Source organism: Brenneria salicis ATCC 15712 = DSM 30166 (genome assembly GCF_003315515.1).
GTDB classification, from domain to species: Bacteria; Pseudomonadota; Gammaproteobacteria; order Enterobacterales; family Enterobacteriaceae; genus Brenneria; species Brenneria salicis.
The window spans coordinates 1-25,280 of record NZ_QNRY01000050.1; the positions used below are offsets into that span (position 1 = coordinate 1).

Below are 25,280 nucleotides of genomic sequence, written 5' to 3' on the forward strand. Positions count from 1 at the left end.
AGAATCCGAAGTTTCGTGTTATTTATCAGCCGGTTTACTCGCCCTGGGTAAATCATGTTGAACGGCTGTGGCAGGCGCTGCACGAAACGATAACCGGAAACCACCAGTGCCGCTCAATGTGGCAGTTACTGAAAAAAGGGCGTCACTTTATGAATACTGTCAGCCCATTCCCCGGTGGGAATCATGGGTTGGTAAAAATGTAGCGATATTAGGATCAGTTATTTAGCATGCCTTTATGAAATCAATCGACTGCATTATTTCCCACAACGGGATTTTCATAAGAACAAAATGCATATCGAACAATTGTGATTTAGATCAAGTTAAATCCACGTTTTCAACAAAATCGCGGCGTAATAAGATGAAGCCATAAAGCGACTTATTTCATTAGATTTTTTGATAGCAGTAATTACCGGGCTGAATAACAAAATAAACAGGCAAGCTAAAACTTTCATAACATGAAATACAAAAAAACGCGCAATAGTATGTTTTCTCAATGATTATACGTATCGCAATCCTGACGGAAGGTAGAAACACAATCCCGCGCCTATACTCATATCATCATCATTAAGATTTCAGAGGCAACTATGCTTTGGTTTGAAAAAGGTCTGTATGTGAGAATAAAAGAGTTGGAGAATGGCCCTACCCCTTTGCCACTCAAAAGCGGCTTTAATACTGAAATGGCATATCGTGCGATTGGCGTTTTTAATCCATCTGAAACGTCTGACGCCTATTACATCCTATCCAATGACCGGGATGAAGTTTGGTTTATTTGTAACCGCCACCTGAGAACCGTCGCGCTGTCACCTCTGCCAGCCAATTTCAGACGTCCGTTGGCCTCATTTCGGCAATGAAAACAAAGAGGCCGATTGCGGCCTCCTTCTTCTTAATCTTTGATTAACACTAATTACATATTATCGATAATGTCCTGCGCAAACTCGCTGCATTTCCGTAATTTAGCGCCATCCATCAGACGTTCGAAATCGTAAGTCACGGTCTTGTTCCTGATCGCGCCCTCCATTCCCTTAACTATCAGGTCGGCGGCTTCGAACCATTGCATGTGACGCAGCATCATTTCAGCGGACAGGATAACAGAGCCGGGGTTCACTTTGTCCTGACCGGCATACTTCGGCGCGGTGCCGTGAGTCGCTTCAAACAGAGCGCACTCATCGCCAATGTTGGCGCCCGGCGCAATGCCAATACCGCCAACCTGAGCGGCCAGGGCATCGGAGATATAGTCCCCGTTAAGGTTCATACAGGCGATAACGTCATATTCGGCAGGACGCAACAGGATTTGCTGCAAAAAGGCATCGGCAATGACGTCTTTCACCACAATGTCTTTGCCGGTGTTCGGGTTTTTGATTTTCACCCACGGCCCGCCAGCGATCAGTTCACCGCCAAATTCTTCGCGCGCCAACTGGTAGCCCCAGTCTTTAAAGGCGCCTTCGGTGAATTTCATGATGTTGCCTTTGTGCACCAGGGTGACGGAATCACGATCATTGGTGATGGCATAGTCTATCGCGGCGCGAACCAGACGTTTCGTGCCTTGTTCGGAACAAGGTTTAATACCGATACCACACTGCTCAGGGAAACGGATTTTATTGACGCCCATTTCCTCACGCAGGAATTTGATGATTTTATCCGCTTCCGCCGAACCCGCTTTCCATTCGATGCCGGCGTAGATATCTTCAGCATTTTCACGGAAGATCACCATATCGGTCAGTTCAGGATGTTTTACCGGGCTGGGCGTGCCTTCATAGTAGCGAACCGGACGCAGACAGACATACAAGTCCAACTGTTGGCGCAGCGCAACGTTCAGCGAACGAATACCGCCGCCTACTGGCGTCGTCAGTGGGCCTTTAATCGCAACACGGTATTCACGAATCAGATCCAGCGTTTCTTCCGGCAACCAAACGTCTTTACCATAAATTTGTGTGGATTTTTCGCCAGTATAAATTTCCATCCAGGAAATCGCGCGCTGCCCTTGATAGGCTTTTTTCACCGCCGCGTTCACGACATTGATCATCGCTGGCGTCACATCGACGCCAATGCCGTCCCCTTCAATAAACGGAATAACCGGATTATGGGGAACAATCAGTTTGCCGTGGGCATCAACCGTGATCTTTTGCCCGTCTGTCGGTACAACTACTTTGCTTTCCATTAACCTCTCCTTCGAGCGCAATTTTGTTAATGACTTGTAAGATGTGGGTCAATACTACTTCAATGTTCAGACCGCGCCAATCGCAAACTATTTCGAGTATAATGCTTTTGTTTTTCGCGGCTATAAAAATGATGAAGAGATTCCCTGTTAAAAATCACAACGTTAAACGATTCAGTTCACAAACGGCAACCAAAAGTCGGGTAGATAACGCCGCGCGTCGCGTCGTGCTGTTCAATAAACCTTTTGATGTCTTGCCGCAGTTCACCGATGAAGCGGGCCGCAAAACATTGAAAGACTATATCCCATTCAGCGGCATCTATGCAGCCGGACGTTTGGATCGGGATAGCGAAGGGCTGATGCTGCTGACCAATGACGGTAAGTTACAGGCCAGACTCACGCAACCGGCGCAAAAAACGGCAAAAATCTACTATGTTCAGGTCGAAGGAATCCCGGATGAGGACGCGCTGGCACGGTTTCGACACGGGCTTGAACTGAAAGATGGAACAACATTGCCGGCAGGCGTCGAGATCGTTGAGGCGCCAGCGTGGTTATGGACACGGGTTTCACCAATTCGGGAACGAAAAAGCATTCCCGATTGCTGGCTGAAAATTACGTTGTATGAAGGGCGTAACCGGCAGGTTCGCCGCATGACCGCACATATCGGTTACCCTACATTGCGTCTGATTCGCTACGGCATGGCCAACCATACCGTGGAAAGTTTGTCACCCGGAGAATGGAAGGAAATCACTGATGTTTAAACCTCATGTTACGGTGGCCTGCGTTGTTCAGGCCGAGAACCATTTTCTGGTGGTTGAAGAGTTAATTAACGGCAAGCGTCTGTGGAATCAGCCCGCAGGACATCTGGAAGCCGATGAGACCCTGATTCAGGCGGCCAGTCGTGAACTGTGGGAAGAAACCGGCATTCACGCCGTACCGCAACATTTTCTGCGTCTGCATCAGTGGATTGCACCCGACCACACGCCGTTTCTGCGTTTCTGTTTTGCGCTCGATCTCCCGCATCGTGTCGAAACTCATCCCCATGACAGCGATATCGAGCGCTGCCACTGGCTGAGCGCCGGGGAGATCCTGCATTCATCTTGCTTGCGATCCCCACTGGTGGCGGAAAGCATTCGCTGTTATCAGCAGCCGGAACGCTATCCGTTGACGCTCATGCAAGCCTTTAACTGGCCTTTTTAGCGGCCCGCGCGTCAGGAATAGCGGTGCAGGCCCCCACGCAACATGCTAAAATGCGCCGCTTGTTTTCGCTTTAACGCATAAGTATTTCAGTTCGTGAGACTTCCATGTCAGATAACAGCCAGAAAAAAGTGATTGTCGGTATGTCCGGCGGGGTTGATTCATCCGTTTCCGCCTACCTGTTACAGCAACAGGGCTATCATGTTGAAGGCCTGTTCATGAAGAACTGGGAAGAGGATGACGATACCGAGTACTGCTCCGCAGCCACCGATCTTGCCGATGCCCAAGCCGTTTGCGATAAGCTGGGTATTGAATTGCACACCGTCAACTTTGCCGCCGAATACTGGGATAACGTATTTGAATTGTTTCTGGCGGAATACAAAGCGGGCCGCACCCCCAACCCGGATATTCTGTGCAACAAGGAAATCAAATTCAAAGCGTTTCTTGAGTTTGCCGCCGAAGATCTTGGCGCCGATTACATTGCGACAGGTCACTATGTCCGCCGTCTGGACGTTGACGGTAAAAGCCGTTTGCTGCGCGGCGTGGATGGTAATAAAGACCAAAGCTACTTTCTTTATACGTTGAGCCACGAGCAAATCGCGCAAAGCCTGTTCCCTGTCGGAGAACTGGAAAAACCCGAAGTTCGCAAAATCGCGGAGCAGTTGGAACTGGCTACCGCCAAAAAGAAAGATTCCACGGGAATTTGTTTCATCGGCGAGCGTAAATTCACCGATTTTCTGGCGCGCTATCTGCCTGCCCAGCCTGGCCCGATATTGTCCGTTGATGATGGCAAACCGATGGGACAACATCAGGGGTTGATGTACCACACGCTGGGACAGCGTAAAGGATTGGGGATTGGCGGCGTCAAAGACGGCAGCGAAGATCCGTGGTACGTCGTGGACAAAGACGTCGCCAATAATATTCTGTACGTCGCACAAGGGCATGAGCACCCGCGTCTGATGTCTTACGGGTTAATCGCTCAACAGTTGCATTGGGTTGACCGTCAACCGCTAACCGCGGCATCACGTTGCACGGTGAAAACCCGCTACCGTCAGGTAGATATCCCTTGTACGGTTACCCCGCTCGGCGAAGATCGCCTCGCGGTTCGTTTTGATCAACCGGTCGCCGCGGTAACCCCAGGTCAGTCCGCCGTCTTCTATCTGGATGACGTCTGCCTTGGCGGGGGTATCATTGAAGAACGCTTACAGGAGTGATTGTGGCGAAAAATTATCATGACATTACGCTGGCGCTGGCGGGTATCTGTCAGTCAGCCCATCTGGTGCATCAGTTGGCGAATACGGGCAATTGTGACGGCGACATTCTCCACTCCTCGCTGAACAGCATTCTGGTGGTTAATCCGGCATCCACGCTGGCGGTTTATGGCGATGCGGAAAGTAACCTGAAAACCGGACTGGAAACCTTGCTCGGCATTCTGAATACCAGCAGCAACAAAGGCGCCGGGGCAGAACTTTCACGTTATGCGTTCAGCCTGATTGCGCTGGAGCGCAAGCTCAAAGCCAAACCCGCGTCATTAAATGAACTGGGTAACCGTATCGGGCAGTTAGAGCGTCAGTTAGAGCATTTTGAACTGCTGTCTGATACGATCATCAGCGCGCTGGCGGGCATTTATGTTGATGTCATCAGTACCCTTGGCCCACGCATTCAGGTGACTGGCGCGCCGGAAGTGCTGAAAAACAGTCAGGTTCAGGCCAAAGTGCGGGCGGCGTTGCTGGCGGGCATTCGTTCCGCCGTGCTGTGGCAGCAGATTGGCGGAGGACGCCTGCAACTGATGTTTTCCCGTAGCCATCTGATCAAAGAAGCCAAACAGATACTGGCGCGTTGCTGACGCGCAATACGATCGTTAGACATTACGTTCGTTTTACATCGGACAAGTTCGATGATTGCCGCTCCCCGCCAGCGCGGGGACGATGAAACGCCGACAGGCCGTTGGGCATCGGAACCCGATATTCATTTTATTAAAATCAACCCCAGGAGTTGCTTGCGATGGAATTATCCTCACTGACCGCCGTTTCCCCGATAGATGGACGCTACGGCGATAAAGTCAGCACGTTGCGCACGATTTTCAGCGAATTCGGTCTGCTGAAGTTCCGCGTACAGGTTGAAGTACGTTGGCTGCAAAAACTGGCGGCCTGTGCAGAAATCAGGGAAGTTCCTGCATTTGATCGCGACGCAAACGCTTTCCTTGACCAAATTGTCGCCGAATTCTGCGAGCAGGACGCCGAGCGCATCAAGACCATCGAACGCACCACCAATCATGATGTGAAAGCCGTCGAATACTTTCTGAAAGAGAAAGTGGCGGCGGTGCCTGCGTTGCATGCCGTGAACGAATTTATCCACTTCGCTTGCACGTCCGAAGACATCAACAACCTGTCTCACGCCTTGATGCTGGATACGGCGCGACGTGACGTGATCTTACCGCACTGGCGTAAAATAATTGATGCGCTGGCGGATCTGGCCCGGCAATACCGCGACATTCCGCTGCTCTCCCGCACGCACGGTCAACCGGCGACGCCGTCCACCATCGGCAAAGAATTCGCCAACGTGACTTATCGGATGGAGCGTCAGTATCGTCAACTTCAGCAGGTTGAGATTCTGGGCAAGATCAACGGCGCGGTCGGTAACTACAATGCACACCTTGCCGCTTATCCAGAAATCGACTGGCATCAGTTCAGCGAAAGCTTCGTCACCTCGCTTGGCATTAGCTGGAACCCCTACACCACGCAAATCGAACCACATGATTACATCGCCGAACTGTTCGATTGCATCGCGCGTTTCAATACCATTCTGATCGACTTCGACCGTGATATCTGGGGTTACATCGCCCTGAATCACTTCAAGCAGAAAACCATCGCGGGTGAAATCGGCTCTTCCACCATGCCGCATAAAGTGAACCCAATTGACTTTGAAAACTCCGAAGGCAACCTGGGGCTGGCGAATGCCGTGTTGGGACATCTGGCCGGTAAACTGCCGGTCTCCCGCTGGCAGCGCGACCTGACCGACTCTACCGTTCTGCGTAATCTGGGCGTTGGCGTGGGCTATGCGCTGATTGCGTATCAGGCGACCCTGAAAGGCATCAGCAAACTGGAAGTGAACCGTGATTGTCTTGCCGACGAACTGGATCACAACTGGGAAGTGCTGGCGGAGCCTATCCAGACCGTGATGCGTCGCTACGGCATTGAAAAACCGTATGAGAAGCTTAAAGAGTTGACCCGCGGCAAACGCGTCGATGCGGCGGGCATTCAGGCCTTTATTGACGGTCTGGCGCTGCCGGAAGAAGAAAAAATCCGCTTGAAAGCCATGACCCCGGCCAACTATATTGGCCGCGCCATCACTATGGTAGATGAACTGAAATAGGTTGACGAACTGAAATAAGTTGAACTAGCGGGCGTTCGCCCGCCTTTTATCACACAGATTTTCCCTCTGCTTTCCTGAAAGTCAGTACAGCCGACGGCGCTTCGGCTATAATGCCATCAGGCCCTTTTTTTGCCGGAAAATATGGTATGGACTATCAACTCAATCTCGACTGGCCGGATTTTTTGGCGCGCTACTGGCAACAACGCCCGGTCATTATCAAACGCGGTTTCACCAATTTCATCGATCCGATTTCGCCGGACGAGCTTGCCGGTCTGTCGCTGGAAAATGAAGTCGATAGCCGTCTGGTGAGCCATAACAATGGCCGCTGGCAGGTTAGCCACGGCCCTTTTGAAAGCTTCGATCATCTGGGGGAAACCAACTGGTCGCTGCTGGTTCAGGCCGTCGACCATTGGCATGAGCCTTCCGCGGCGCTGATGCGCCCTTTCCGTCAACTACCGGACTGGCGTATGGATGATCTGATGATCTCTTTTGCCGTGCCGGGCGGCGGCGTCGGCCCGCATCTGGATCAATACGACGTGTTCATCATTCAAGGCACCGGCCGCCGCCGTTGGCGAGTAGGCGAAAAGATCCCGATGAAACAGCATTGTCCTCACCCGGATTTATTACAGGTTGATCCGTTTGAGGCCATCATTGATGAAGAAATGGAGCCAGGCGACATTCTCTATATTCCGCCGGGTTTCCCACACGAGGGCTATTCGCTGGAAAACGCGCTCAATTATTCCGTCGGTTTCCGCGCCCCGAATGCTCGCGAACTGGTGAGCGGTTTCGCTGATTATGTCCTTCCCCGCGAATTTGGCAGCTATCGCTACAGCGATCCCGCCATTCCCGCGCGCGATCATCCGGCGCTCATTCTGCCGCAAGAGATGGATGCGCTGCAGAAAATGATGCTGGAACTGGTTCAGCAACCGGAACATTTCCAGAACTGGTTTGGCGAATTTATCTCTCAATCCCGCCATGAGCTTGACGTCGCGCCGCCGGAGCCGCCTTATCAGGCCAGCGAAATCTATGATTATCTGCAACAAGGGGAACCGCTGCGTCGTCTGGGCGGATTGCGTGTCTTGTGCGTCGGCGATGACTGCTTTGTAAACGGGGAAAAAATTGATAGCCCGCATAAGCAGGCACTCATCGCGCTGGCCGAACATCATGTCATTGATGTTTCGATGCTGGGCGACGCGCTGGACGACCCCGCGTTTCTGACGCAACTCACTATTCTGATAAACGGCGGTTACTGGTATTTTGCTGATTAATCAATGAGACATAAAAATCAGGCGGGGTTTCTCCCCGCCTGATTTTTATTATAACGACATCGCTCACAGCAAAACAAACTGACTATAATCTGGCCCGCTGAGCAGTCAATTCGGCAATTCGCATGATAACGGATACTGCCTGCTCCATGCCTTCCAGCGTCACAAACTCATGCTTTCCGTGGTAATTGTAGCCGCCGGTGAACAAATTCGGGCAAGGCAATCCCTGAAACGACAGATGCGCGCCATCGGTTCCGCCGCGAATCGGTTTGAGAACAGGTTCGATATGACAATCCCGCATGGCCTGCTGCGCCAGCGCGATAATATGCGGGTGTTGCTCAACCTGTTCGCGCATATTGTAATAGCTGTCGGTGATCGTCACTTCGATATAACAATCCGGGTGCAATCCCACCCCGACGTTCTCAGCAATGTCGATCATCTTCTGTTTGCGCCGTTCAAAACCTGAGCGATCAAAATCGCGGACGATATAGTGCATCTCCGCTCGTTCCACCACGCCCTTAATACTTTGCAAATGATAGAACCCCTGATAGCCTTCAGTTTTTTCAGGCGACTCTTCCTGCGGTACTTCCTGATGGAAGCGCGATGCCAGTGTCAGCGCGTTGACCATGACACCTTTGGCGCTACCGGGGTGAACATTATTCCCTACAATTTTCACCGTTACCGCCGCCGCATTGAAGTTCTCATACTCCAGTTCACCCACACCTCCGCCGTCAACGGTATAGGCCCACTGCGCATTGAATGCGTTCACATCAAAGAACTGCGCCCCTTTGCCAATTTCCTCATCGGGCGTGAAGGCAATACGAATTTCCCCGTGTGGCGTGTGGCGCTTTTTTAAACGCACCATCGCCGTAATGATTTCAGCTATCCCGGCTTTATCATCCGCACCCAGCAGCGTTTTACCATCGGTGGTGATCAGCGTATGGCCCAACAATTGATGCAGCACCGGGAACATGACCGGCGACAACACCTCATCGCCCATTCCCAACGCAATATCACCGCCGCGATAGTTTTCCAGAATTTGCGGATTAACGTTCTTGCCGGTGTAATCGGGCGATGTATCCATGTGAGAAATAAACCCGATGGTCGGCACGGCCCAGGCAACATTGGCAGGCAGCGTCGCCATCACAACCCCCTGTTTGCTGAGCGTCACCCGTTCAAATCCTAGTTCCAACAATTCCTGCTGCAAGGCGCGCGCAAGTCTCAGCTGGCCTTCCGTACTCGGTATCTGCCTAACGCCGGACTTTGACTGAGTATCAAAAGAAACGTAATTCAAAAACCTGTCGAGTAATTTATCCATCGCTATTGCCCCCCGAACCCTGTCTGGCATTATGAGGATGGCTGCCAACACGGATATTGCGTCAGGTCAGTTTTTACTGTATTAGCGTCCCGAAGCGAAAAAAGCGGGGAGCGCCCGGAAATAATGCACTTCACGCCTCGATCCATACCACAATGTCACCGCTTGTCGCCACAGGGAAAACAAGTGTGAAACATCAATGCACCATACTTGCTACTTCCTTCATCGCACTATCTCTCTCTACCGATATTCCCGGTTTGAAGTATAACGACACGAGTTGGCGTTACGCACCGTTTCCCGTAAAATGCCGCCCTCAACTAAGCTCGTAGGCTGAAAGGTGATAACCCTTGGCGTGCACGCAACGGATCTTCCGTGAACACGTCATACTTGGAAACAGAGCAATACCTTAATGAAAGATAATTCTCCCGCTACGCCGGTCGTCGAATTGATCGAGGTCCAAAAAGGTTTTGATGGCAAAGACATCATTTCTCACTTTAATCTCACCATTAACCACGGTGAGTTTCTGACTATTCTCGGTCCTTCCGGCTGCGGTAAAACTACCGTATTACGCTTGATTGCCGGACTGGAAACCGTTGATAGCGGCAATGTTATTCTTGAAAACCGGGATATTACCCACCAGCCTGCCGAACACCGGCACATCAATACTGTTTTCCAAAGTTACGCCCTGTTTCCTCATCTTAGCGTGTTCGACAATGTGGCTTTCGGCTTACGGATGCAGAAAACGCCCGCGTCCGATATCGCCCCGCGTGTCATCGAGGCCCTGAAGATGGTGCAACTGGAGAGTCTGGCGCAACGCCGCCCGCATCAACTCTCTGGCGGGCAACAACAGCGCGTGGCGATTGCCCGCGCGGTCGTCAATCAACCGAAAGTTCTGCTGCCGGATGAACCCCTTTCGGCGCTTGACTACAAATTGCGCAAGCAGATGCAGAATGAGTTGAAATCCCTGCGACGTAAGCTGGGCATTACGTTTATTTTCGTGACGCACGATCAGGAAGAAGCGCTCACCATGTCCGATCGCATCGTGGTGATGCGCGATGGCCGTATTTAGCAGGACGGTACGCCGCGTGAAATCTACGAGGAGCCTAAAAACCTGTTTGTCGCCAGCTTTATCGGTGAAATCAATATTCTCGACGCCACCGTGTTGGCACACCTTGACCAACAGAGGGTACGCGCCCGTGTGGAAGGGCATGAATGCGTGATTACAGTCAGTTCCCCGGTTAGCGTAGGGCAACATCTCAACGTGCTGCTGCGACCGGAAGATCTGCGGGTGGAGGAAATCAATGACAGTGCGAGCGCCGAAGGAATTATCGGATACGTGCGTGAGCGAAATTACAAAGGTATGACGCTCGAGTCCAACATTGAACTTGAGAACGGCAAAATGGTGATGGTCAGCGAGTTCTTTAATGAAGACGATCCTGATTTCGATCACTCGCTCAATCAGAAAGTCGCCGTGACCTGGGTTGAAAGCTGGGAGGTCGTTCTACACGATGAAGACGCCGCGTAAACGCTTTCAGAACACCATAATCACCATCATTGTCGCCTGGCTGACGCTATTCGTTTTCATGCCGAACCTGATGATTATCGGCGTCAGTTTCCTGACGCGTAACGACACCGATCTGATCAGTCTGGCATTCACGCTGGACAACTACGCTCGTCTGCTCGATCCGATGTATGCCTCGGTATTGCTGCACTCGCTGAATATGGCGCTGTTCGCGACGCTCTGCTGCCTGCTGCTGGGCTATCCTTTCGCCTTTATTCTGGCTCATCTGCCGGAACGCATCCGTCCGCTGATGATGTTTCTGCTGATTGTCCCTTTCTGGACAAACTCGCTGATCCGTATTTACGGGCTGAAAATATTTCTGAGCACCCGCGGACATCTGAACGAATTCCTGATGTGGAGCGGCATCATTGATACGCCCTTACGCATCATGTACACCTCCGAAGCGGTCGTGCTCGGCCTGATCTACATCTTACTGCCTCTTATGGTATTGCCGCTCTATTCCAGCATTGAGAAACTGGATAAAGCCTATCTTGAAGTGGCCCGCGATCTGGGGGCCAATAAATACCAGACATTTATCCGCGTCGTTATTCCCTTGACCATGCCGGGAATTATCGCCGGCTGTCTGCTGGTGCTGCTGCCGGCGATGGGGCTGTTCTTTGTCGCGGATCTGATGGGCGGCGCCAAAAACCTTTTGATTGGCAACGTGATCAAAAGTCAGTTCCTCAACATCCGTGACTGGCCTTTTGGCGCGGCGACCAGTATCTGCCTGACCTTGATCATGGGCGTTCTGCTGTTCATTTACTATCGCACGGCTCGCCTGCTGAACAAGAAAGAGGAACTGGCATAATGGGACGCCTGCTGCGTGGCGGCTTTATGGCCATCATTTACGCCTATCTATACATTCCCATCATCATTTTGATTGTGAATTCCTTCAATCAGGCGCGTTTCGGTATTAACTGGCAAGGTTTTACGCTGGACTGGTTTCAGCGGTTGCTGAACAACGACAGTCTGTTGCAAGCCGCGCAACACTCGCTGACCATGGCGGTCCTGTCCGCCACGTTCGCCACGTTCGCCACGCTGATTGGCTCGCTGACGGCGGTGGCGCTCTATCGTTATCGTTTTCGCGGTAAACCATTCGTCAGCGGCATGTTGTTCGTAGTGATGATGTCGCCCGATATCGTTATGGCGATATCCCTGCTGGTGCTGTTTATGCTGTTGGGGATTTCACTGGGATTCTGGTCATTGCTGTTTTCCCATATCACATTTTGTCTGCCTTTCGTGGTAGTGACGGTTTATTCGCGCCTGAAAGGATTCGATGTTCGCATGCTGGAGGCGGCCCGTGATTTGGGCGCCAGTGAAGCGATTATTCTGCGGAAAATTATTCTACCGTTAGCCATGCCAGCAGTGGCTGCCGGTTGGTTGCTCAGTTTTACCTTGTCCATGGACGACGTTGTCGTGTCGTCTTTCGTCACCGGCCCAACATATGAGATTCTGCCGCTGAAAATTTACTCGATGGTCAAGGTCGGGGTTTCCCCGGAAGTGAATGCGTTAGCGACGATCCTGCTCATTCTGTCGTTATTTTTGGTGCTCAGCAGTCAGTTGATTTTGCGTGATCGCACCAGAAAATAATATCGAATGAAAGGTAAGAGCCAGCCTGCCCGCGGCTGGCGATGATAGAACATAACCAGATGACGGGTATATATCCTTTGGGACATTTCAGGAGATAAGTAATGAAAACGTGGTCACATCTGCTGGCTGCCTGTGCGCTGGCTTTGGGGGCTTCACAGCGCCAGCGCCGACGACGGCAAAACTCTCTATTTCTACAATTGGACAGAGTATGTTCCGCCCGGATTATTGGAACAGTTCACCAAAGAAATAGGTATCAAGGTGATCTACTCCACCTATGAATCCAATGAAAGCATGTATGCCAAGCTGAAAACCTATCAGGATGGCGCTTACGATCTGGTCGTGCCTTCAACCTATTTCATTGCCAAAATGAGTAAAGAAGGCATGCTGCAAAAGATTGATACCAGTAAGCTCAGCAACTTCCACAATCTTGACCCGAATCTGTTGCATAAATCTTTTGATCCCGATAACCACTACTCTATCCCTTATATCTGGGGGCGACGGCCATTGGCGTGAATCGTGATGAAATCGACCCGGCCAGCGTCACGCGTTGGGCCGATCTGTGGGATATTAAATATAAAAACAGTCTGTTGCTGACCGATGATGCGCGCGAAGTGTTCCAGATCGCACTGCGCAAACTGGGTTATTCCGCTAACACTACCGATCCCCAAGAGATTGAAGCCGTCTATAACGAACTGAAAAAATTAATGCCGAACGTGCTGGCGTTTAACTCCGACAATCCCGGCAACCCGTTCATGGAAGGCGAAGTGAATCTGGGGATGGTATGGAACGGTTCCGCCTTTGTCGCCCGTCAGTCAGGCACGCCGTTGGATGTGATCTGGCCGCAGGAAGGCGGGATTTTCTGGATGGATAGTCTGGCTATCCCGGCTAATGCCAAAAACGTTGATGGCGCGATGAAAATGATTAACTTCCTGTTGCGTCCTGAAATTGCCGCGCAGGTGGCGGAAACCATTGGCTACCCCACCCCTAATCCTGCGGCGAAGAAATTGTTGCCGTCGGATGTCTCCGGTGACAAAACGCTGTACCCGGATGACGAAACAATCAACAAAGGCGAATGGCAAAACGATGTCGGCAGCGCCAGCACGCTATATGAAACTTATTTCCAACAGTTGATAGCGGGCCGTTAATCTCTTTATGTTCATCACCTGATACGTGGTTCAACCTGCAAAAAACCCCGGCAAGCCGGGGTTCGAAGGGGATTGAACGTGAAAGGTTACTCTTTCTGCGCTTGCGCCAAATCCTGCGCAATGTGCACCGTTTCATCCAGATACGGATCGGGCGCCTGATAATCTTTAGGCAGATCTTCCAGTGATTTCAGTGGCTTTTTCCCCTCTCTCGCTAGACGATCATTGATTCGCGCCAGACGCATCGTTTCGTCATCGTCATTTTCCTTCTCACGCTGAGCAAGGTTGAGTGATACGATGTTACGTTTGTCTTTCAACGCGTTATAACGCGCGATATCTTCCGCCACATATTGGAACTCTGGATCTTTGGCAATCCGCTCCTGATGCTGTTCGTTCAGATCACTGACCAGTGGTTTAAGATCGCCGCTGATCGTGTAGGCCGCGGCTGTAATGCTATCCCACGGCAGCGCGTTATCTTCAAACTTCTCACCGGTATCGACCGTTTCCGTTCCGGTCGGCATCATCACACCCGGCGTGACGCCCTTCATCTGCGTACTGCCGCCGTTGATACGATAGAATTTCTGGATCGTATACTGAACCGAACCTAACGCCGGCCATTCCGGGCGCAGCATTTGATCGTAGATGCGGTTCAGCGAGCGATACTGCTGCACCGTACCTTTACCAAAGGTCGGTTCGCCCACAATCAACGCACGACCATAATCCTGCATCGCCGCCGCAAAAATTTCCGATGCCGAGGCGCTGAAACGATCTACCAGCACCACCAGCGGCCCTTTGTAATATACCGTGCCGTCGGTATCGCTGTCTTCACGGATTTTGCCGTTATTATCGCGGATCTGAACCACCGGGCCGCTTGGGATAAACAGGCCGGACAAATCGACGGCTTCCGTCAGTGCGCCGCCGCCGTTGCTGCGCAGGTCAATCACGATGCTGCTGACATTCTGTTTTTCCAGTTTCTGCAACTGAACTTTGACGTCATCCGTCAGACCGACATAGAAACCGGGGATATCCAGTACGCCGACCTTCTCTTTGCCCACATTCTTGACCGACATTTTCACGGCGCGATCTTCAAGACGAATGCGTTCACGCGTCAGCGTCACCATGCGGGTTTTGGTGCCTTTGCCGGCGGGCAGAATTTCCAGCCGCACTTTGCTGCCTTTCGGCCCTTTAATCAGCGCGACGACATCGTCAAGCCGCCAGCCGATAACGTCCACCATCGGTTTACCGGTCTGGCCTACGCCCACCACCCGATCGCCGACGGTCAGGCTTTTGCTCTTCGCCGCCGGGCCTCCAGGCACCATCGAGTTGATCGCGGTGTAATCGTCATCCATTTGCAACACCGCGCCAATCCCTTCCAGCGACAGACTCATTTCCGTATTGAACTGCTCGGTATTTCTTGGAGAGAGGTAGCTGGTGTGCGGATCGATTTCCCGCGCAAAGGCATTCATGATCAACTGAAAAACATCTTCGCTGTTGCTTTGCGCCAGACGCCGAATTGCAAACTGGTAACGTTTGGTCAGCGTCTCTTTGATATCTTTATCATCTTTACCGGTCAGTTTCAGGCTCAACCAGTCATACTTGACCTTGGCGTCCCATAACCGATTAAGCTCACCGGCGTTTTGCGGCCAGGGCGCTTTGCCGCGATCCAGATCAATGGTGTCGTTGCCGGTAAAATCCATCGACTTATCCAGTAACGACAAGGCGTATTGATAACGTTCAAAACGTCGTTTTTGCGCCAGATTATAAAGCGCGTAAGGAATATCCAGCTTGCCGGATTTAATCCCCTCGCCCAGTTGGGTTTTATGGGTAGAAAAATGCGCGATGTCCGATGCCAGCAACACATTGTGGCTGTAGTCGAGCATATTGAGATAACGCGAGAAAATCTTCTCTGAGAACTGTTCGTCAAGCATAAACTGGCGATAATGGGAGCGCAGGAAACGGGAGGCGACACGATCGCTTATCGTCGCATGTTGCGGCTCCTGCTGAAGCTGGGGGATTTGCTCAATGCGCGTAATATTCTCATTGGCATTTGCAAAACCCGCGCCCGCCAACAATAAACCTGCAATGGCGGTTATTCTGACTAAATTGTTCATGCCCTGGTTGGCCTCCGTATCAGAACTGCAAATGTTCTGCGCGTACAATCATTGCCATACCGGAAGCCAACTGAACTCTGACCTCACCTTTGGCAATCTCAAGCACAGTGGCATCCATGGCATCTTTGCCAGCTCTGACCTTGATTTCCTGACCGACTTGCAGTTTGGAAACATCCGTGACAGCGACACGCTTAGGTTCGCTGGCGGTTGGTTTGACCGGGCGTGGCTGAGGATTGGCGGGCTGCTGAGAAGCCGATGAACGGAACGAAGACTGACGTGCTTTGTGTGGAGTCGCGTTAGCGCCATTACGACCACGACGCGCTTCACTCTTGCCCTGAGGACGTGGTGTACGCGCGGGCTCCGCAGAGTCGCCAGCCGCTTCGCGTTTTTTCGCCTGTTGCTCGGCACGCTGCGCCTGCACTCTGGCTTTCGCTTCTTCCAGTTGCTTACGCGCATGCTCGACATGCTGTTGCTCCAATTCGCCGCACGGATTTCCATCCAAATCCACGCGCTGAGCGCCTAATTTGACGCCGTACAGATAACGCCAGCTTGAGGTATAGAGCCTCAATGCGGAACGCAGTTGCGTTTTGCTTACGTTATCGGTTTCCGGCACTCGCTCAACAAGATCTTGAAAAATACCGATCTTTAACGGGCGGGTTTCACCTTCAGTGGTGAAACAACGCGGGAATCGCTCTGCTAAAAAGGCGATGACTTCTTTACTGCTGTTCAACTTAGGTTGATTTTCCATGAAATTTCCTGATTACAACGGGTTTGCCAACCAGCGCAGGCATGAACAGGCGTCATTATAATGACGCTATCGGCAATTGCTACGTTATCCTTGTCTCAACGTGAGAGAATTGATAAAAGTCAGCACATCGCTCTCTTCAAGTTGTGCGCAAAGTGCGTTCACCACGGCTTTGAGCCCCACTTCATCATCCGCGTCAAACCGTTGGTAAATCGTACTATCAATATCTAAAACACCGATCAATTGATCGCCCACAGTCAGCGGCAGGACAATTTCGGCGTTACTGGCCGCGTCGCAGGCAATATGACCGGGAAAGGCGTGCACATCATCCACACGCTGGATACGATTTTCAGCGATCGCCCGGCCGCATACCCCTTTGCCCGCCGGAATACGGACACAAGCAACCCGTCCCTGAAAGGGCCCCAGGAACAGCGTATCGTTTTCCAGTAGATAAAATCCTGCCCAATTAACCCCATCCAGCCGTTCAAACAGTAATGCGCTGCTGTTTGATAATATCGTTATAAAACGATGTTCCCCGGCAATCAGCGCTGACAAATCACTGACCAGTTCCTTATAAAACGCGTGTTTATTCATAATAATGTGTAGTTATCTTTTCAATGCAGGCAAATAACGGCGCAACCGCAATTATCAATGTCCGCTACAGGATGCCATAAGATTTATTGATTCGCGCACAGAATCCTCCTCATTGCCATTCGTAGCGCATGCATAATGTGCTATTTATGCGTGGAGCATCACATCATCACCGCAATCTTGGCGCCATCCGTCTTTAGCCCGCGAAGATGAATCGCATAAACAGTGTAGCCTCATTTTACGGCGCGCATCATTCAGTTACGCTATGGCATCGTTAGGATATGCGCCAGTACCTGATACACTGAATGATGTCCGTTTCTATGACAGCAGGAAATATGAAGATATATCACATAATCAGTCCTGTCCTTTTCCCGTCTGCCAGACCACCGCGAACGGACGGCATGACGACGCCAGCGCAGACCATGGAATGTTATCACCGCTGCCCTCAATGCGATGCGCTCTTTATGTTGCCCACAGTCAAACGCAACCAGACGGCCAACTGTCCGCGCTGCGACGCCAAAGTCAGTTCAGGACGCGACTGGCCCATCTCACGGCTGACCGCCATGGCTGTTGCCATGCTGGTTCTCATGCCGTTTGCTTTTACCGAACCGCTGATCAGCATTCGGTTGCTTGGCGTATCCATCAATGCCACCTTATTTGAAGGTATCTGGCAGATTACCCGGCAGGGAAACCCGGTGACGGCGAGCATGGTGGCCTTTTGTACCGTCGGCGTTCCGCTAACGCTGGTTTTCTCGCTGCTGTATCTGTTTTTTGCACCGCGTATCGGCATGAACCTGCGCCCTATCCTGCTGATGCTGGACAAGTTGAAAGAATGGATGATGCTGGATATTTATCTGGTGGGCATGGCGGTCGCCGCCATTAAAGTTCGGGAGTTTGCCGATGTTCAGCCGGGGCACGGCCTGATTGCGTTTCTGGCGTTGATGACATTGAGCGTATTGACGCTGATCCACCTGAATACCGACCAACTGTGGCAGCGCTTTTATCCGCGTCTGCGCCCCATTATTTTACCGGCGCGCTATCGGGTGTGCCTCTCCTGTCACCTGACCAGTTCGCCGGATAATCAGGGACGTTGCCCGCGTTGTCACGTCCCTTTACGTTTGCGCCGCCGTCACAGCCTGCAAAAATCCTGGGCCGCCCTGATCGCATCGGTCATTTTCCTGGTTCCGGCCAACCTGCTGCCGATCTCTATTATCTATGTGAACGGCGCTCGCACCGAAGACACCATCTTTTCCGGCATTCTTTCGCTCGCTTCCGGCAATATTCCGGTGGCGATTGTGGTATTTATCGCCAGTATTCTGGTGCCTTTTACTAAAGTCATTGTGCTGTTAGGACTGTTGCTCAGTATTCATTTCCGGGTCACGCTCGGCATAATGACCAGAATGCGAATGCTGCGGATGATCACCTGGATTGGACGCTGGTCGATGCTGGATCTATTTGTTATTGCACTGACGATGTCACTCGTCAATCGCGACCAATTACTTGCTTTTACCATGGGGCCTGCCGCTTTTTATTTCGGCGCGGCGGTGATTCTAACTATCCTGGCCGTTGAATGGCTGGATAGCCGACTGATGTGGGATAACGATGCAAGACAATAAACCCGAAATATCGAGCCAGGCTACGGTGAAAAACAAACACCGTCTTTCTGCTTTCTGGCTACTGCCGCTGATTGCGCTAATGATTGCCGGCTGGCTGGTTTATACCAATCAACAAGAGCGCGGAGCGAGCGTGACCATTGATTTCGTGTCGGCGGACGGCATTGTCGCCGGACGTACGCCGGTTCGTTATCAGGGGGTTGAGGTCGGCATCGTGCAAGACATCAAACTCAGCGACGATCTGCACACTATTCAGGTTGAAGCCAGCATCAAAAGCGATATGGAAGAAGCCTTGCGTTCCGGCACGCAATTCTGGCTGGTGACGCCCAAGGCTTCGCTGGCCGGCGTCTCCGGGCTGGATGCGTTGGTCGGCGGTAACTACATTGGCATGATGCCAGGGCCTGGCGAACCACAGACACATTTTTCCGCTCTGGACACGCAGCCCAAATATCGGGTGAATACCGGCGAGCTATTAATCCACCTTCAGGCCGATGATTTAGGTTCCCTGAACACCGGTTCACTGGTCTATTACCGCAAGATCCCGGTGGGCAAAGTGTATGACTACACGGTATCGCAAAATCATCACGGCGTGACCATCGATGTGTTGATTGAGCGACGCTTTACCGATCTGGTGAAAAAGAACAGCCGTTTCTGGAATGTTTCCGGTTTCAATGCGGACATCGGTTTTAACGGCGCAAAAATTGAAATGGAAAACCTGGCGGCGCTGGTCAACGGCGCGATTGCCTTTGACTCGCCGGAAGAGGGGGAAACCGCCGCCGCGGAACAATCCTACCGGTTATATCCCGATTTGGCGCAAAGTCAGCGCGGGGTGGTGATCCAGCTTGAGTTGCCATCCGGCGACGGACTGGCGGAAGGTCGTACCCCGCTGATGTATCAGGGACTGGAGGTGGGAACGCTGAACAAGATCACCCTGATCCCCAACAGTGAACGCGTCAACGGTGAATTGATTATCGATCCCGCCGTGGTTTCCCTGATGCGCGAAAGTACGCGCATTGAACTGACCAAACCCAAACTTTCACTTAACGATTTAAATATTTCACGACTACTCAGCGGACCGACATTGACGCTAATCCCCGGCAAAGGCGAACCCCGGCAACATTTTGAGGTACTGGACAGCAGCCAGCAGCCTTTGGCGCAGCCGGGCGCACTATCCATACGGTTGAACGCGGCGCTAAGTTACGGTATCGACGCCGGACAGCCGGTTTTGCTGCATGGCGTACAGATTGGTCAAATCGTCAAACGCACGCTGGATGAACAAGGCGTCAGTTTTGTTTTGGCGATCGAACCGCAATATCGCCGTCTGTTGCATAAGGACAGCAAATTTGTCGTCAACAGCCGCATGAACGTTAAAGTGGGGTTGGATGGCATCCAGGTGTTGGGCGCCAGCGCGCAGGAGTGGGTGAGCGGAGGAATTCAAGTATTGCCGGGCGCCAAAGGTGAGGTTCTGGCGAGTTACCCGCTGTACAGCGACCTCGAAAAAGCGCAGGAAGGCATCCGTGAGGCTGCGCCCTCGCCAACACTAACGTTAGTCACAGACAGCCTGCCCGACATTCAGGATGGCTCGATTGTGCTCTACCGCAAGTTCGAGGTGGGTGAAATCATGCGCGTCCGGCCTAAAGCGAATTATTTCGAGGTGGATGTCTATATCCATCCACAACACCGCAAACTGCTGACTGACAACAGCGTTTTCTGGGCTGAAGGCGGCGCTCGCGTACAACTGAACACCACGGGTCTGACTGTGCAGGCGTCGCCGCTCAATCGTGCGCTGAAAGGCGCCATCAGCTTTGATAACCTTGCCGGCGCGCCTGAAATCAAAAGCGGTAAACGCGTGCTCTACAATAACGAAACCGCGGCCCGTGCGGTGGGTAGCCGCATCATCCTGCGGACTTACGACGCCAGCAAGTTATCGCCGGGCATGCCTATTCGTTATCTGGGCATCGACATCGGTCAGCTTGATTCACTGAAACTGTCCGAACAGCGTAATGAAGTCTGGGTACAAGCGGTGTTATATCCCGAATACGTGCGCAACTTCGCCCGTTCAGGTACGCGTTTTTCCGTGGTTACGCCAGAGATTTCAGCCGCCGGAGTGAATAATCTGGAAACATTATTTCAGCCTTACATCAATGTTGAACCGGGTGGCGGCAGCGTTACCCGCAGTTTTGAACTGCAACAGGCCTCCATTTCCGATTCGCGCTATCAGGATGGATTAAATATTAGCGTGGATGCGCCCGAAGCTGGCGCGCTACAGGTGGGAACACCGGTGCTGTTCAGGGGTATCGAAGTGGGAACGGTTACCGGTTTATCGCTTGGTGCTCTTGCCGATCGCATCTCCGTCGCCTTACGCATTAGTAAACGTTACCAGCATCTGGTCAGGGATAACTCCGTATTCTGGCTGGCTTCCGGTTATAATCTGCAATTCGGTTTAACCGGCGGCGTGATAAAAAGCGGCACATTCCAGCAGTTTATCCGTGGCGGTATCGCGTTTGCAACGCCTGCCTCCACTCCGCTGGCGCCGCAAGCACGAGAAGGAAAGCATTTTCTGTTGCGTAATGAAGAACCGGCAGAATGGCGGCAATGGGGAACGGCAATCCCGTCAAACTAGACACTGACAGTGCGGTTTGCCGCCCGCACTCCTAATTCGGCGGCTATCATTTCTATGATAAACTCCGCCGCTACTCTTATCGCAGCAATGGGACATCCCTCGTGGCTAAACCTACGCCGGTCAATTTACCCGCTGAATTTCTTGATGCAACGCAGGCGATCATGCCTGCACACCTTTCGATGGCCGATTTTATTGCCGCCTGCCAACGACCGTTGCGCCGTAGTATCCGGGTCAATACGCTGAAAATCAGCGTTGAGGCCTTTCTGCAATTGGTTGAACCGTATCAATGGCAACTTGAACCTATCCCCTGGTGCGAAGAAGGTTTTTGGCTGGTGAATGCCGACGATGAAAGTATTCGCCTGGGTAATACGCTGGAACATCTTAGCGGCCTTTTTTATATTCAGGAAGCCAGTTCGATGCTGCCGGTGAGCGCCCTGTTCCACGATCACGCCATGCCACAAAAAGTTTTGGATGTTGCCGCGGCCCCCGGCTCCAAAACGACGCAAATTGCCGCCCGACTACATAATCAGGGCGGGATTATCGCCAATGAATATCCGCTAGCCGGGTTAAAGTGTTGCATGCCAATATCAGCCGCTGCGGAGTAAGTAATACCGCCATCACCCATTTCGATGGACGGGTTTTTGTCGCAGCCTTACCCGAATATTTCGATGCCATTCTCCTGGATGCGCCTTGCTCTGGCGAAGGCGTGGTGCGCAAAGATCCTGCGGCCATGGGACACTGGTCGCCCGCAAGCATTGTCACCATCGCCGCCACCCAACGCAACCTGATCCTGAGCGCCTCCCATGCGCTGAAACCCGGCGGCGTCATGATTTACTCTATTTGTACGTTGAATACACAGGAAAATCAGCAGGCTTGCCACTGGCTACAGCAGCAGTTTCCCGATGCGTGCGAATTCGAGTCGCTGGCCGACCTCTTCCCTGGTGCGTCGCAAGCAGCCACAGAAGACGGATTTTTACATGTTTTTCCGCAAATTTATGACAGCGAAGGTTTTTTTGTTGCGCGCCTGCGAAAAACATCCAGCGTTCCCCCGCTTCCAACGCCGGGTTATAAAGTCGGTAAATTTCCCTTCTCGCCACTGAGCGGTAAAGATGCGGCGCTGATAGTTCAGAGCGCGAAAAGGCAAGGTCTGACATGGGATGATAACCAGCACCAACTGTGGCAGAGGGACAGTGAAATCTGGCTTTTCCCCGTTACGCTTACTTCGGCCTTTGGCAACATCAAATTCTCGCGAATTGGCATCAAGCTGGCAGAGCGCTTCCCCAAAGGCTATCGCTGGCAGCATGAAGCCGTAATTGCTCTGGCGAAAGCCGATTCCAGCCATCGCTATGCATTGACGCCCCAACAAGCCAGTGAATGGTTTCAGGGTAAAGACAGCTACCCGGACCCGCTTCCTACGGCGGATGAACTGCTGCTCACCTATCAGGGTTGTCCGGTTGGTTTGGCGAAACGTATTGGCAGCCGCATCAAAAACAATCTGCCACGCGATCTGGTTCGTGATGGCGCAGGTATTGCCGCCTCGACACATCGCTAAACGCTTTTTGCCGTTGATGCGCGTTTATCCGCTGGTGATAAAACCAGCGGATAAACGCCCCTCCCTCACTTCTTCTGCGTTTCATCTACAATTGTCTGTAGTGATTCAAAAAACAACCGTATTGAATGCTATACCCCATTGATTTCAACGCATGGAAATGCCGATTGCCTACTTGGGCGCAAGATGAAAAATGACGAATATACCATCGGAAAGTTGAGGGTCTCATGTTTGCACTGGTGATATTTGTTTGTTACCTCGGACACGGCTGCGATGAGTTGGTAGCAGGTGCCTACAACACCGAGACACAATGTTTGCAGGCGATGAAAGAGCAACGTTTGCGCCGTGCGGGGTGTTACCCCATCGAAGAGTTTATTGACGGATTCTGGCTACCTGCGCAGGAATATGCGGATTTCTAATCCGCCGCGTTTATCTAATCATCGGCACACGCCAAAACCTCTCATGCCCAAATGAAAGTGATTTGCATGCGCTGCGTTATATTCCGGCCCCAGTGAGTTGCCGAAAAAACGGCAGCTATCTTCGAAAGTGGTGCGCAGATAGTCCCCACGTTCATTTTTTTCCGGCCATTGCCTGAGAACGCTCACCTGTCGTCCATCTGTCAGGCGAAAACCGACAATATCCAGCGCATCGGCAGTAGCATGCTCACTTAATCGCCCTTCGGCACGATGATAAACATTGCGACAAGCATAGCTACCGACATGATCGATCCTGGCCAACGATGTTCCCATCAGTACCGCTTGCGGGATAGCGGATTGCGTCACATACATGGCACTGCTCAGCGCCAGCGGACAACTAGCGAGAAAACTAGCGCTGAGTCCGACCGTCCCAAAGCGCTGCACGCGCACCGGCGAATCAAGCGGACATTGTCCGGCAACATCATTTACCGGCGTAAAAGTAATTCGTCCTTTCTCTTGCGCCTGCGTCAACACCGCCAGGCAGGTTTCAGGGTTATTCGCCACTTGCTTGAGCTTGAATCGGGTAATAAAGGTAGGCGGATCGTCAACCGATAACGGTGAAAATGGATCATAACCAGCCGGCAGATGCCGCTGGAGCCAGGGAGCCAGCGCAATCAGTCCCGCCAAAAGAATCAGGCCAACCAGCAATCCTCGACCCACGCCACCTCCTCCGGTTTCAGCTTCTATCAGCCTTGCGACTGCGCGGAAAATCACACAAACGCCTGCGGACTCATGCCAAGAGACACGCCAGCCTCCACAATCTTTTGCCACTCCTGATAGGACAATTCGATGCCCTCTGCTTCCCGTCGCGCTTTGGATCTGATTTCCGACTCTCCGGCGATCAGAATCGGTTGCTCAGGAGCGGGCGCATGGGAAGTGCGATCATAATCAAACATGGCATCATATTCCTGCTGTAGCCAGGTCATGGATACCATACGGAAGGATCGACAACAATAGTCGTCATGTTGTTTACAATAGCGCCAAGCCGATCATTTTCTGGTTGGATTGTGCCGCCGCCGGATAACAGGCCCGCCAGCATTTCCGCCGCAAGAATCAATCCGCCACCTTTATGTTTGGCAATGGGTTTCAATACGCCATGCGTATCACCTTCCCACATCACGCGGGGATCATTGGTCGACTGACCATGACTATCCAGCATCACGTCCTCATCGAACGTTTTACCAGCCAGATAAGCCACGCGAGTTTTGCCCAGCGCCACAATACTGGTAGCGAAATCGAGGACAAACGCGGCATTGCGTTCGCTCTTCGGAAACGCGATGCAGATGGGATTAGTGCCAAAACGCGCGGGCGTGTTCGGATGCATAATTCCATCGCGAATAAAACCTACATAATACGGCAACATACCAACGCCGTGGCTGTCATGTCCTTTCAGGTTGGCGGCTACCAGATGCCCGGCGACACAGATTGCCTCAGCCTCCTAGCAGCCAACCCTCTGCAACACCGCCTGAATGACCGAAGCTAAGCGACGTGCTGATAGCTGCATCGTAATTCCCCCTTTTTTACGTTTATGAATGCTTTCTTCGCCTTACTTTATCCTACTGCTTTTGAAGCTCAACTTACCGTAATAGCGCAAACGGCAGGGGTATCTTCTTACCGTATCGTATCAGTTACCGGTCGAGACCAATTAAACGGTACAGCAATTCTGTATAAATATGTTCGTTACTATCTGTTAGTATTAATAACGATATAATTATTGTACAAGTCAAAAATATTAAACTAACTCTGGTTACAAAAATTAAATTTTACATTGGATTATTTTCACGATATTGCTATCTTTAAAGTAACTAAAATTTTCCTTGGTGTTGGTCAACTTTGACGCCTCCAATTCTACGGAATTGGAGTTTTTTTTATTAAATCTAAATAGCTGTTCCAAATAGTAGATCACTTTGAGGGAACTCAGTCCGAGTTGAGCGATCTGATCAATCGCCAAAAATCACAAATCACCAACCGG

19 protein-coding genes and 5 pseudogenes are annotated in these 25,280 nt (G+C 51.8%); 17 read left to right on the forward strand and 7 right to left on the reverse strand.

Annotated elements, in window-relative coordinates:
• A pseudogene (locus tag DES54_RS15885) lies at nucleotides 1-203 on the forward strand (IS630 family transposase); the annotation flags it as partial.
• A gap of 381 nt (nucleotides 204-584) precedes the next feature.
• Complete coding sequence (locus DES54_RS15890) at nucleotides 585-851, forward strand: hypothetical protein (RefSeq protein ID WP_113869020.1); 267 nt, start codon at nucleotides 585-587, stop codon at nucleotides 849-851.
• Nucleotides 852-904: 53 nt separating this feature from the next.
• Here the strand turns inward: DES54_RS15890 and icd are convergent, their stop codons facing one another.
• Nucleotides 905-2,158: an NADP-dependent isocitrate dehydrogenase gene (gene icd, locus DES54_RS15895; RefSeq protein WP_113869023.1), complete on the reverse strand. Its 1,254-nt coding sequence runs from the start codon at nucleotides 2,156-2,158 to the stop codon at nucleotides 905-907.
• Between the two features lie 131 nt (nucleotides 2,159-2,289).
• Here icd and rluE point away from each other — a divergent pair, with 131 nt between their 5' ends.
• The 6 genes from rluE to DES54_RS15925 all read left to right on the forward strand — a co-directional run bounded on the left by rluE (nucleotide 2,290) and on the right by DES54_RS15925 (nucleotide 7,995).
• Nucleotides 2,290-2,916, forward strand: coding sequence for a 23S rRNA pseudouridine(2457) synthase RluE (gene rluE / locus DES54_RS15900; RefSeq protein ID WP_211185986.1), 627 nt, complete (start codon nucleotides 2,290-2,292; stop codon nucleotides 2,914-2,916).
• Nucleotides 2,909-3,355 carry an NUDIX hydrolase gene (locus DES54_RS15905; protein WP_113869025.1) on the forward strand — a complete coding sequence of 149 codons (447 nt, stop codon included), beginning with the start codon at nucleotides 2,909-2,911 and terminating at the stop codon, nucleotides 3,353-3,355. Before rluE ends, DES54_RS15905 begins: the two co-directional genes overlap by 8 nt.
• 104 nt (nucleotides 3,356-3,459) lie before the next feature.
• A complete protein-coding gene (gene mnmA, locus DES54_RS15910) occupies nucleotides 3,460-4,566 on the forward strand; it encodes a tRNA 2-thiouridine(34) synthase MnmA (protein WP_113869027.1) in 1,107 nt (368 codons plus the stop codon).
• 2 nt (nucleotides 4,567-4,568) lie between these two features.
• A complete protein-coding gene (gene hflD / locus DES54_RS15915) occupies nucleotides 4,569-5,198 on the forward strand; it encodes a high frequency lysogenization protein HflD (RefSeq protein ID WP_113869029.1) in 630 nt (209 codons plus the stop codon).
• A 158-nt stretch (nucleotides 5,199-5,356) separates the two neighbouring features.
• Nucleotides 5,357-6,727 carry an adenylosuccinate lyase gene (gene purB, locus DES54_RS15920; protein ID WP_113869030.1) on the forward strand — a complete coding sequence of 457 codons (1,371 nt, stop codon included), beginning with the start codon at nucleotides 5,357-5,359 and terminating at the stop codon, nucleotides 6,725-6,727.
• Between the two features lie 146 nt (nucleotides 6,728-6,873).
• Entirely contained in the window at nucleotides 6,874-7,995 is a 1,122-nt protein-coding gene (locus tag DES54_RS15925) for a ribosomal protein uL16 3-hydroxylase (protein ID WP_113869032.1), read from the forward strand.
• Nucleotides 7,996-8,077: 82 nt separating this feature from the next.
• On the opposite strand, the gene pepT is transcribed toward DES54_RS15925, so the two are convergent.
• Nucleotides 8,078-9,310, reverse strand: a complete 1,233-nt coding sequence (gene pepT / locus DES54_RS15930) for a peptidase T (protein ID WP_113869034.1) — start codon at nucleotides 9,308-9,310, stop codon at nucleotides 8,078-8,080.
• A gap of 406 nt (nucleotides 9,311-9,716) precedes the next feature.
• Here pepT and potA point away from each other — a divergent pair.
• The 4 genes and pseudogenes from potA to DES54_RS15950 form a co-directional block, all read left to right on the forward strand.
• Nucleotides 9,717-10,832 (forward strand): annotated as a pseudogene (gene potA, locus DES54_RS15935) (spermidine/putrescine ABC transporter ATP-binding protein PotA).
• A complete protein-coding gene (gene potB, locus DES54_RS15940; protein ID WP_113869036.1) occupies nucleotides 10,816-11,676 on the forward strand; it encodes a spermidine/putrescine ABC transporter permease PotB in 861 nt (286 codons plus the stop codon). The pseudogene potA and the gene potB overlap by 17 nt, the downstream one beginning before the upstream one ends.
• A complete protein-coding gene (potC, locus tag DES54_RS15945) occupies nucleotides 11,673-12,458 on the forward strand; it encodes a spermidine/putrescine ABC transporter permease PotC (protein ID WP_113869038.1) in 786 nt (261 codons plus the stop codon). The genes potB and potC overlap by 4 nt, the downstream gene beginning before the upstream one ends.
• Nucleotides 12,459-12,655: 197 nt before the next feature.
• A pseudogene (locus tag DES54_RS15950) lies at nucleotides 12,656-13,600 on the forward strand (hypothetical protein); the annotation flags it as partial.
• Nucleotides 13,601-13,689: 89 nt separating this feature from the next.
• Here the strand turns inward: DES54_RS15950 and prc are convergent.
• From prc to DES54_RS15965, 3 genes are all read right to left on the reverse strand, one after another.
• On the reverse strand, nucleotides 13,690-15,711 hold the full coding sequence (gene prc / locus DES54_RS15955; RefSeq protein ID WP_113869040.1) for a carboxy terminal-processing peptidase: 2,022 nt from the start codon (nucleotides 15,709-15,711) through the stop codon (nucleotides 13,690-13,692).
• 19 nt (nucleotides 15,712-15,730) lie between these two features.
• The gene (gene proQ, locus DES54_RS15960) at nucleotides 15,731-16,459 is read right to left on the reverse strand and encodes an RNA chaperone ProQ (RefSeq protein ID WP_113869042.1); all 729 of its coding nucleotides are present in this window, start codon (nucleotides 16,457-16,459) and stop codon (nucleotides 15,731-15,733) included.
• An 84-nt stretch (nucleotides 16,460-16,543) separates the two neighbouring features.
• Nucleotides 16,544-17,050 (reverse strand): free L-methionine (R)-S-oxide reductase MsrC, encoded by a 507-nt coding sequence (locus DES54_RS15965; RefSeq protein WP_113869044.1) that lies wholly within the window; start codon nucleotides 17,048-17,050, stop codon nucleotides 16,544-16,546.
• A gap of 398 nt (nucleotides 17,051-17,448) precedes the next feature.
• Here DES54_RS15965 and yebS point away from each other — a divergent pair, with 398 nt between their 5' ends.
• From yebS to DES54_RS15985, 4 genes and pseudogenes are all read left to right on the forward strand, one after another.
• Nucleotides 17,449-18,663 carry a membrane integrity lipid transport subunit YebS gene (yebS, locus tag DES54_RS15970; RefSeq protein ID WP_240635037.1) on the forward strand — a complete coding sequence of 405 codons (1,215 nt, stop codon included), beginning with the start codon at nucleotides 17,449-17,451 and terminating at the stop codon, nucleotides 18,661-18,663.
• Complete coding sequence (locus tag DES54_RS15975; protein WP_113869048.1) at nucleotides 18,650-21,283, forward strand: PqiB family protein; 2,634 nt, start codon at nucleotides 18,650-18,652, stop codon at nucleotides 21,281-21,283. The genes yebS and DES54_RS15975 overlap by 14 nt, the downstream gene beginning before the upstream one ends.
• Nucleotides 21,284-21,384: 101 nt before the next feature.
• Nucleotides 21,385-22,835 (forward strand): annotated as a pseudogene (rsmF, locus tag DES54_RS15980) (16S rRNA (cytosine(1407)-C(5))-methyltransferase RsmF).
• A gap of 224 nt (nucleotides 22,836-23,059) precedes the next feature.
• Nucleotides 23,060-23,251 carry a YdfD/YebW family protein gene (locus DES54_RS15985; RefSeq protein ID WP_113869050.1) on the forward strand — a complete coding sequence of 64 codons (192 nt, stop codon included), beginning with the start codon at nucleotides 23,060-23,062 and terminating at the stop codon, nucleotides 23,249-23,251.
• 18 nt (nucleotides 23,252-23,269) lie between these two features.
• Here the strand turns inward: DES54_RS15985 and DES54_RS15990 are convergent, their stop codons facing one another.
• Nucleotides 23,270-23,968, reverse strand: coding sequence for an extensin-like domain-containing protein (locus tag DES54_RS15990; RefSeq protein WP_240635036.1), 699 nt, complete (start codon nucleotides 23,966-23,968; stop codon nucleotides 23,270-23,272).
• Nucleotides 23,969-24,018: 50 nt separating this feature from the next.
• A pseudogene (locus tag DES54_RS16000) lies at nucleotides 24,019-24,812 on the reverse strand (Ldh family oxidoreductase).
• Nucleotides 24,813-24,836: 24 nt separating this feature from the next.
• Between DES54_RS16000 and DES54_RS16005 the strand changes: the two are divergent.
• Nucleotides 24,837-25,019, forward strand: coding sequence for a YdgH/BhsA/McbA-like domain containing protein (locus DES54_RS16005; protein WP_113869052.1), 183 nt, complete (start codon nucleotides 24,837-24,839; stop codon nucleotides 25,017-25,019).
• Nucleotides 25,020-25,280 lie beyond the last annotated feature (261 nt).

Excerpts from the sequence above, each read along its gene's own strand:
- DES54_RS15890 (WP_113869020.1), top strand. The coding sequence starts at position 585 with ATGCTTTGGTTTGAAAAAGGTCTGTATGTGAGAATAAAAGAGTTGGAG.
- DES54_RS15965 (WP_113869044.1), bottom strand. The coding sequence starts at position 17,050 with ATGAATAAACACGCGTTTTATAAGGAACTGGTCAGTGATTTGTCAGCG.
- DES54_RS15985 (WP_113869050.1), top strand. The coding sequence starts at position 23,060 with ATGTTTGCACTGGTGATATTTGTTTGTTACCTCGGACACGGCTGCGAT.
- mnmA (WP_113869027.1), top strand. The coding sequence starts at position 3,460 with ATGTCAGATAACAGCCAGAAAAAAGTGATTGTCGGTATGTCCGGCGGG.
- DES54_RS15905 (WP_113869025.1), top strand. The coding sequence starts at position 2,909 with ATGTTTAAACCTCATGTTACGGTGGCCTGCGTTGTTCAGGCCGAGAAC.
- rluE (WP_211185986.1), top strand. The coding sequence starts at position 2,290 with ATGAAGAGATTCCCTGTTAAAAATCACAACGTTAAACGATTCAGTTCA.
- DES54_RS15925 (WP_113869032.1), top strand. The coding sequence starts at position 6,874 with ATGGACTATCAACTCAATCTCGACTGGCCGGATTTTTTGGCGCGCTAC.
- DES54_RS16005 (WP_113869052.1), top strand. The coding sequence starts at position 24,837 with ATGAATGCTTTCTTCGCCTTACTTTATCCTACTGCTTTTGAAGCTCAA.
- prc (WP_113869040.1), bottom strand. The coding sequence starts at position 15,711 with ATGAACAATTTAGTCAGAATAACCGCCATTGCAGGTTTATTGTTGGCG.
- purB (WP_113869030.1), top strand. The coding sequence starts at position 5,357 with ATGGAATTATCCTCACTGACCGCCGTTTCCCCGATAGATGGACGCTAC.
- proQ (WP_113869042.1), bottom strand. The coding sequence starts at position 16,459 with ATGGAAAATCAACCTAAGTTGAACAGCAGTAAAGAAGTCATCGCCTTT.
- DES54_RS15975 (WP_113869048.1), top strand. The coding sequence starts at position 18,650 with ATGCAAGACAATAAACCCGAAATATCGAGCCAGGCTACGGTGAAAAAC.
- icd (WP_113869023.1), bottom strand. The coding sequence starts at position 2,158 with ATGGAAAGCAAAGTAGTTGTACCGACAGACGGGCAAAAGATCACGGTT.
- potB (WP_113869036.1), top strand. The coding sequence starts at position 10,816 with ATGAAGACGCCGCGTAAACGCTTTCAGAACACCATAATCACCATCATT.
- yebS (WP_240635037.1), top strand. The coding sequence starts at position 17,449 with ATGACGACGCCAGCGCAGACCATGGAATGTTATCACCGCTGCCCTCAA.
- pepT (WP_113869034.1), bottom strand. The coding sequence starts at position 9,310 with ATGGATAAATTACTCGACAGGTTTTTGAATTACGTTTCTTTTGATACT.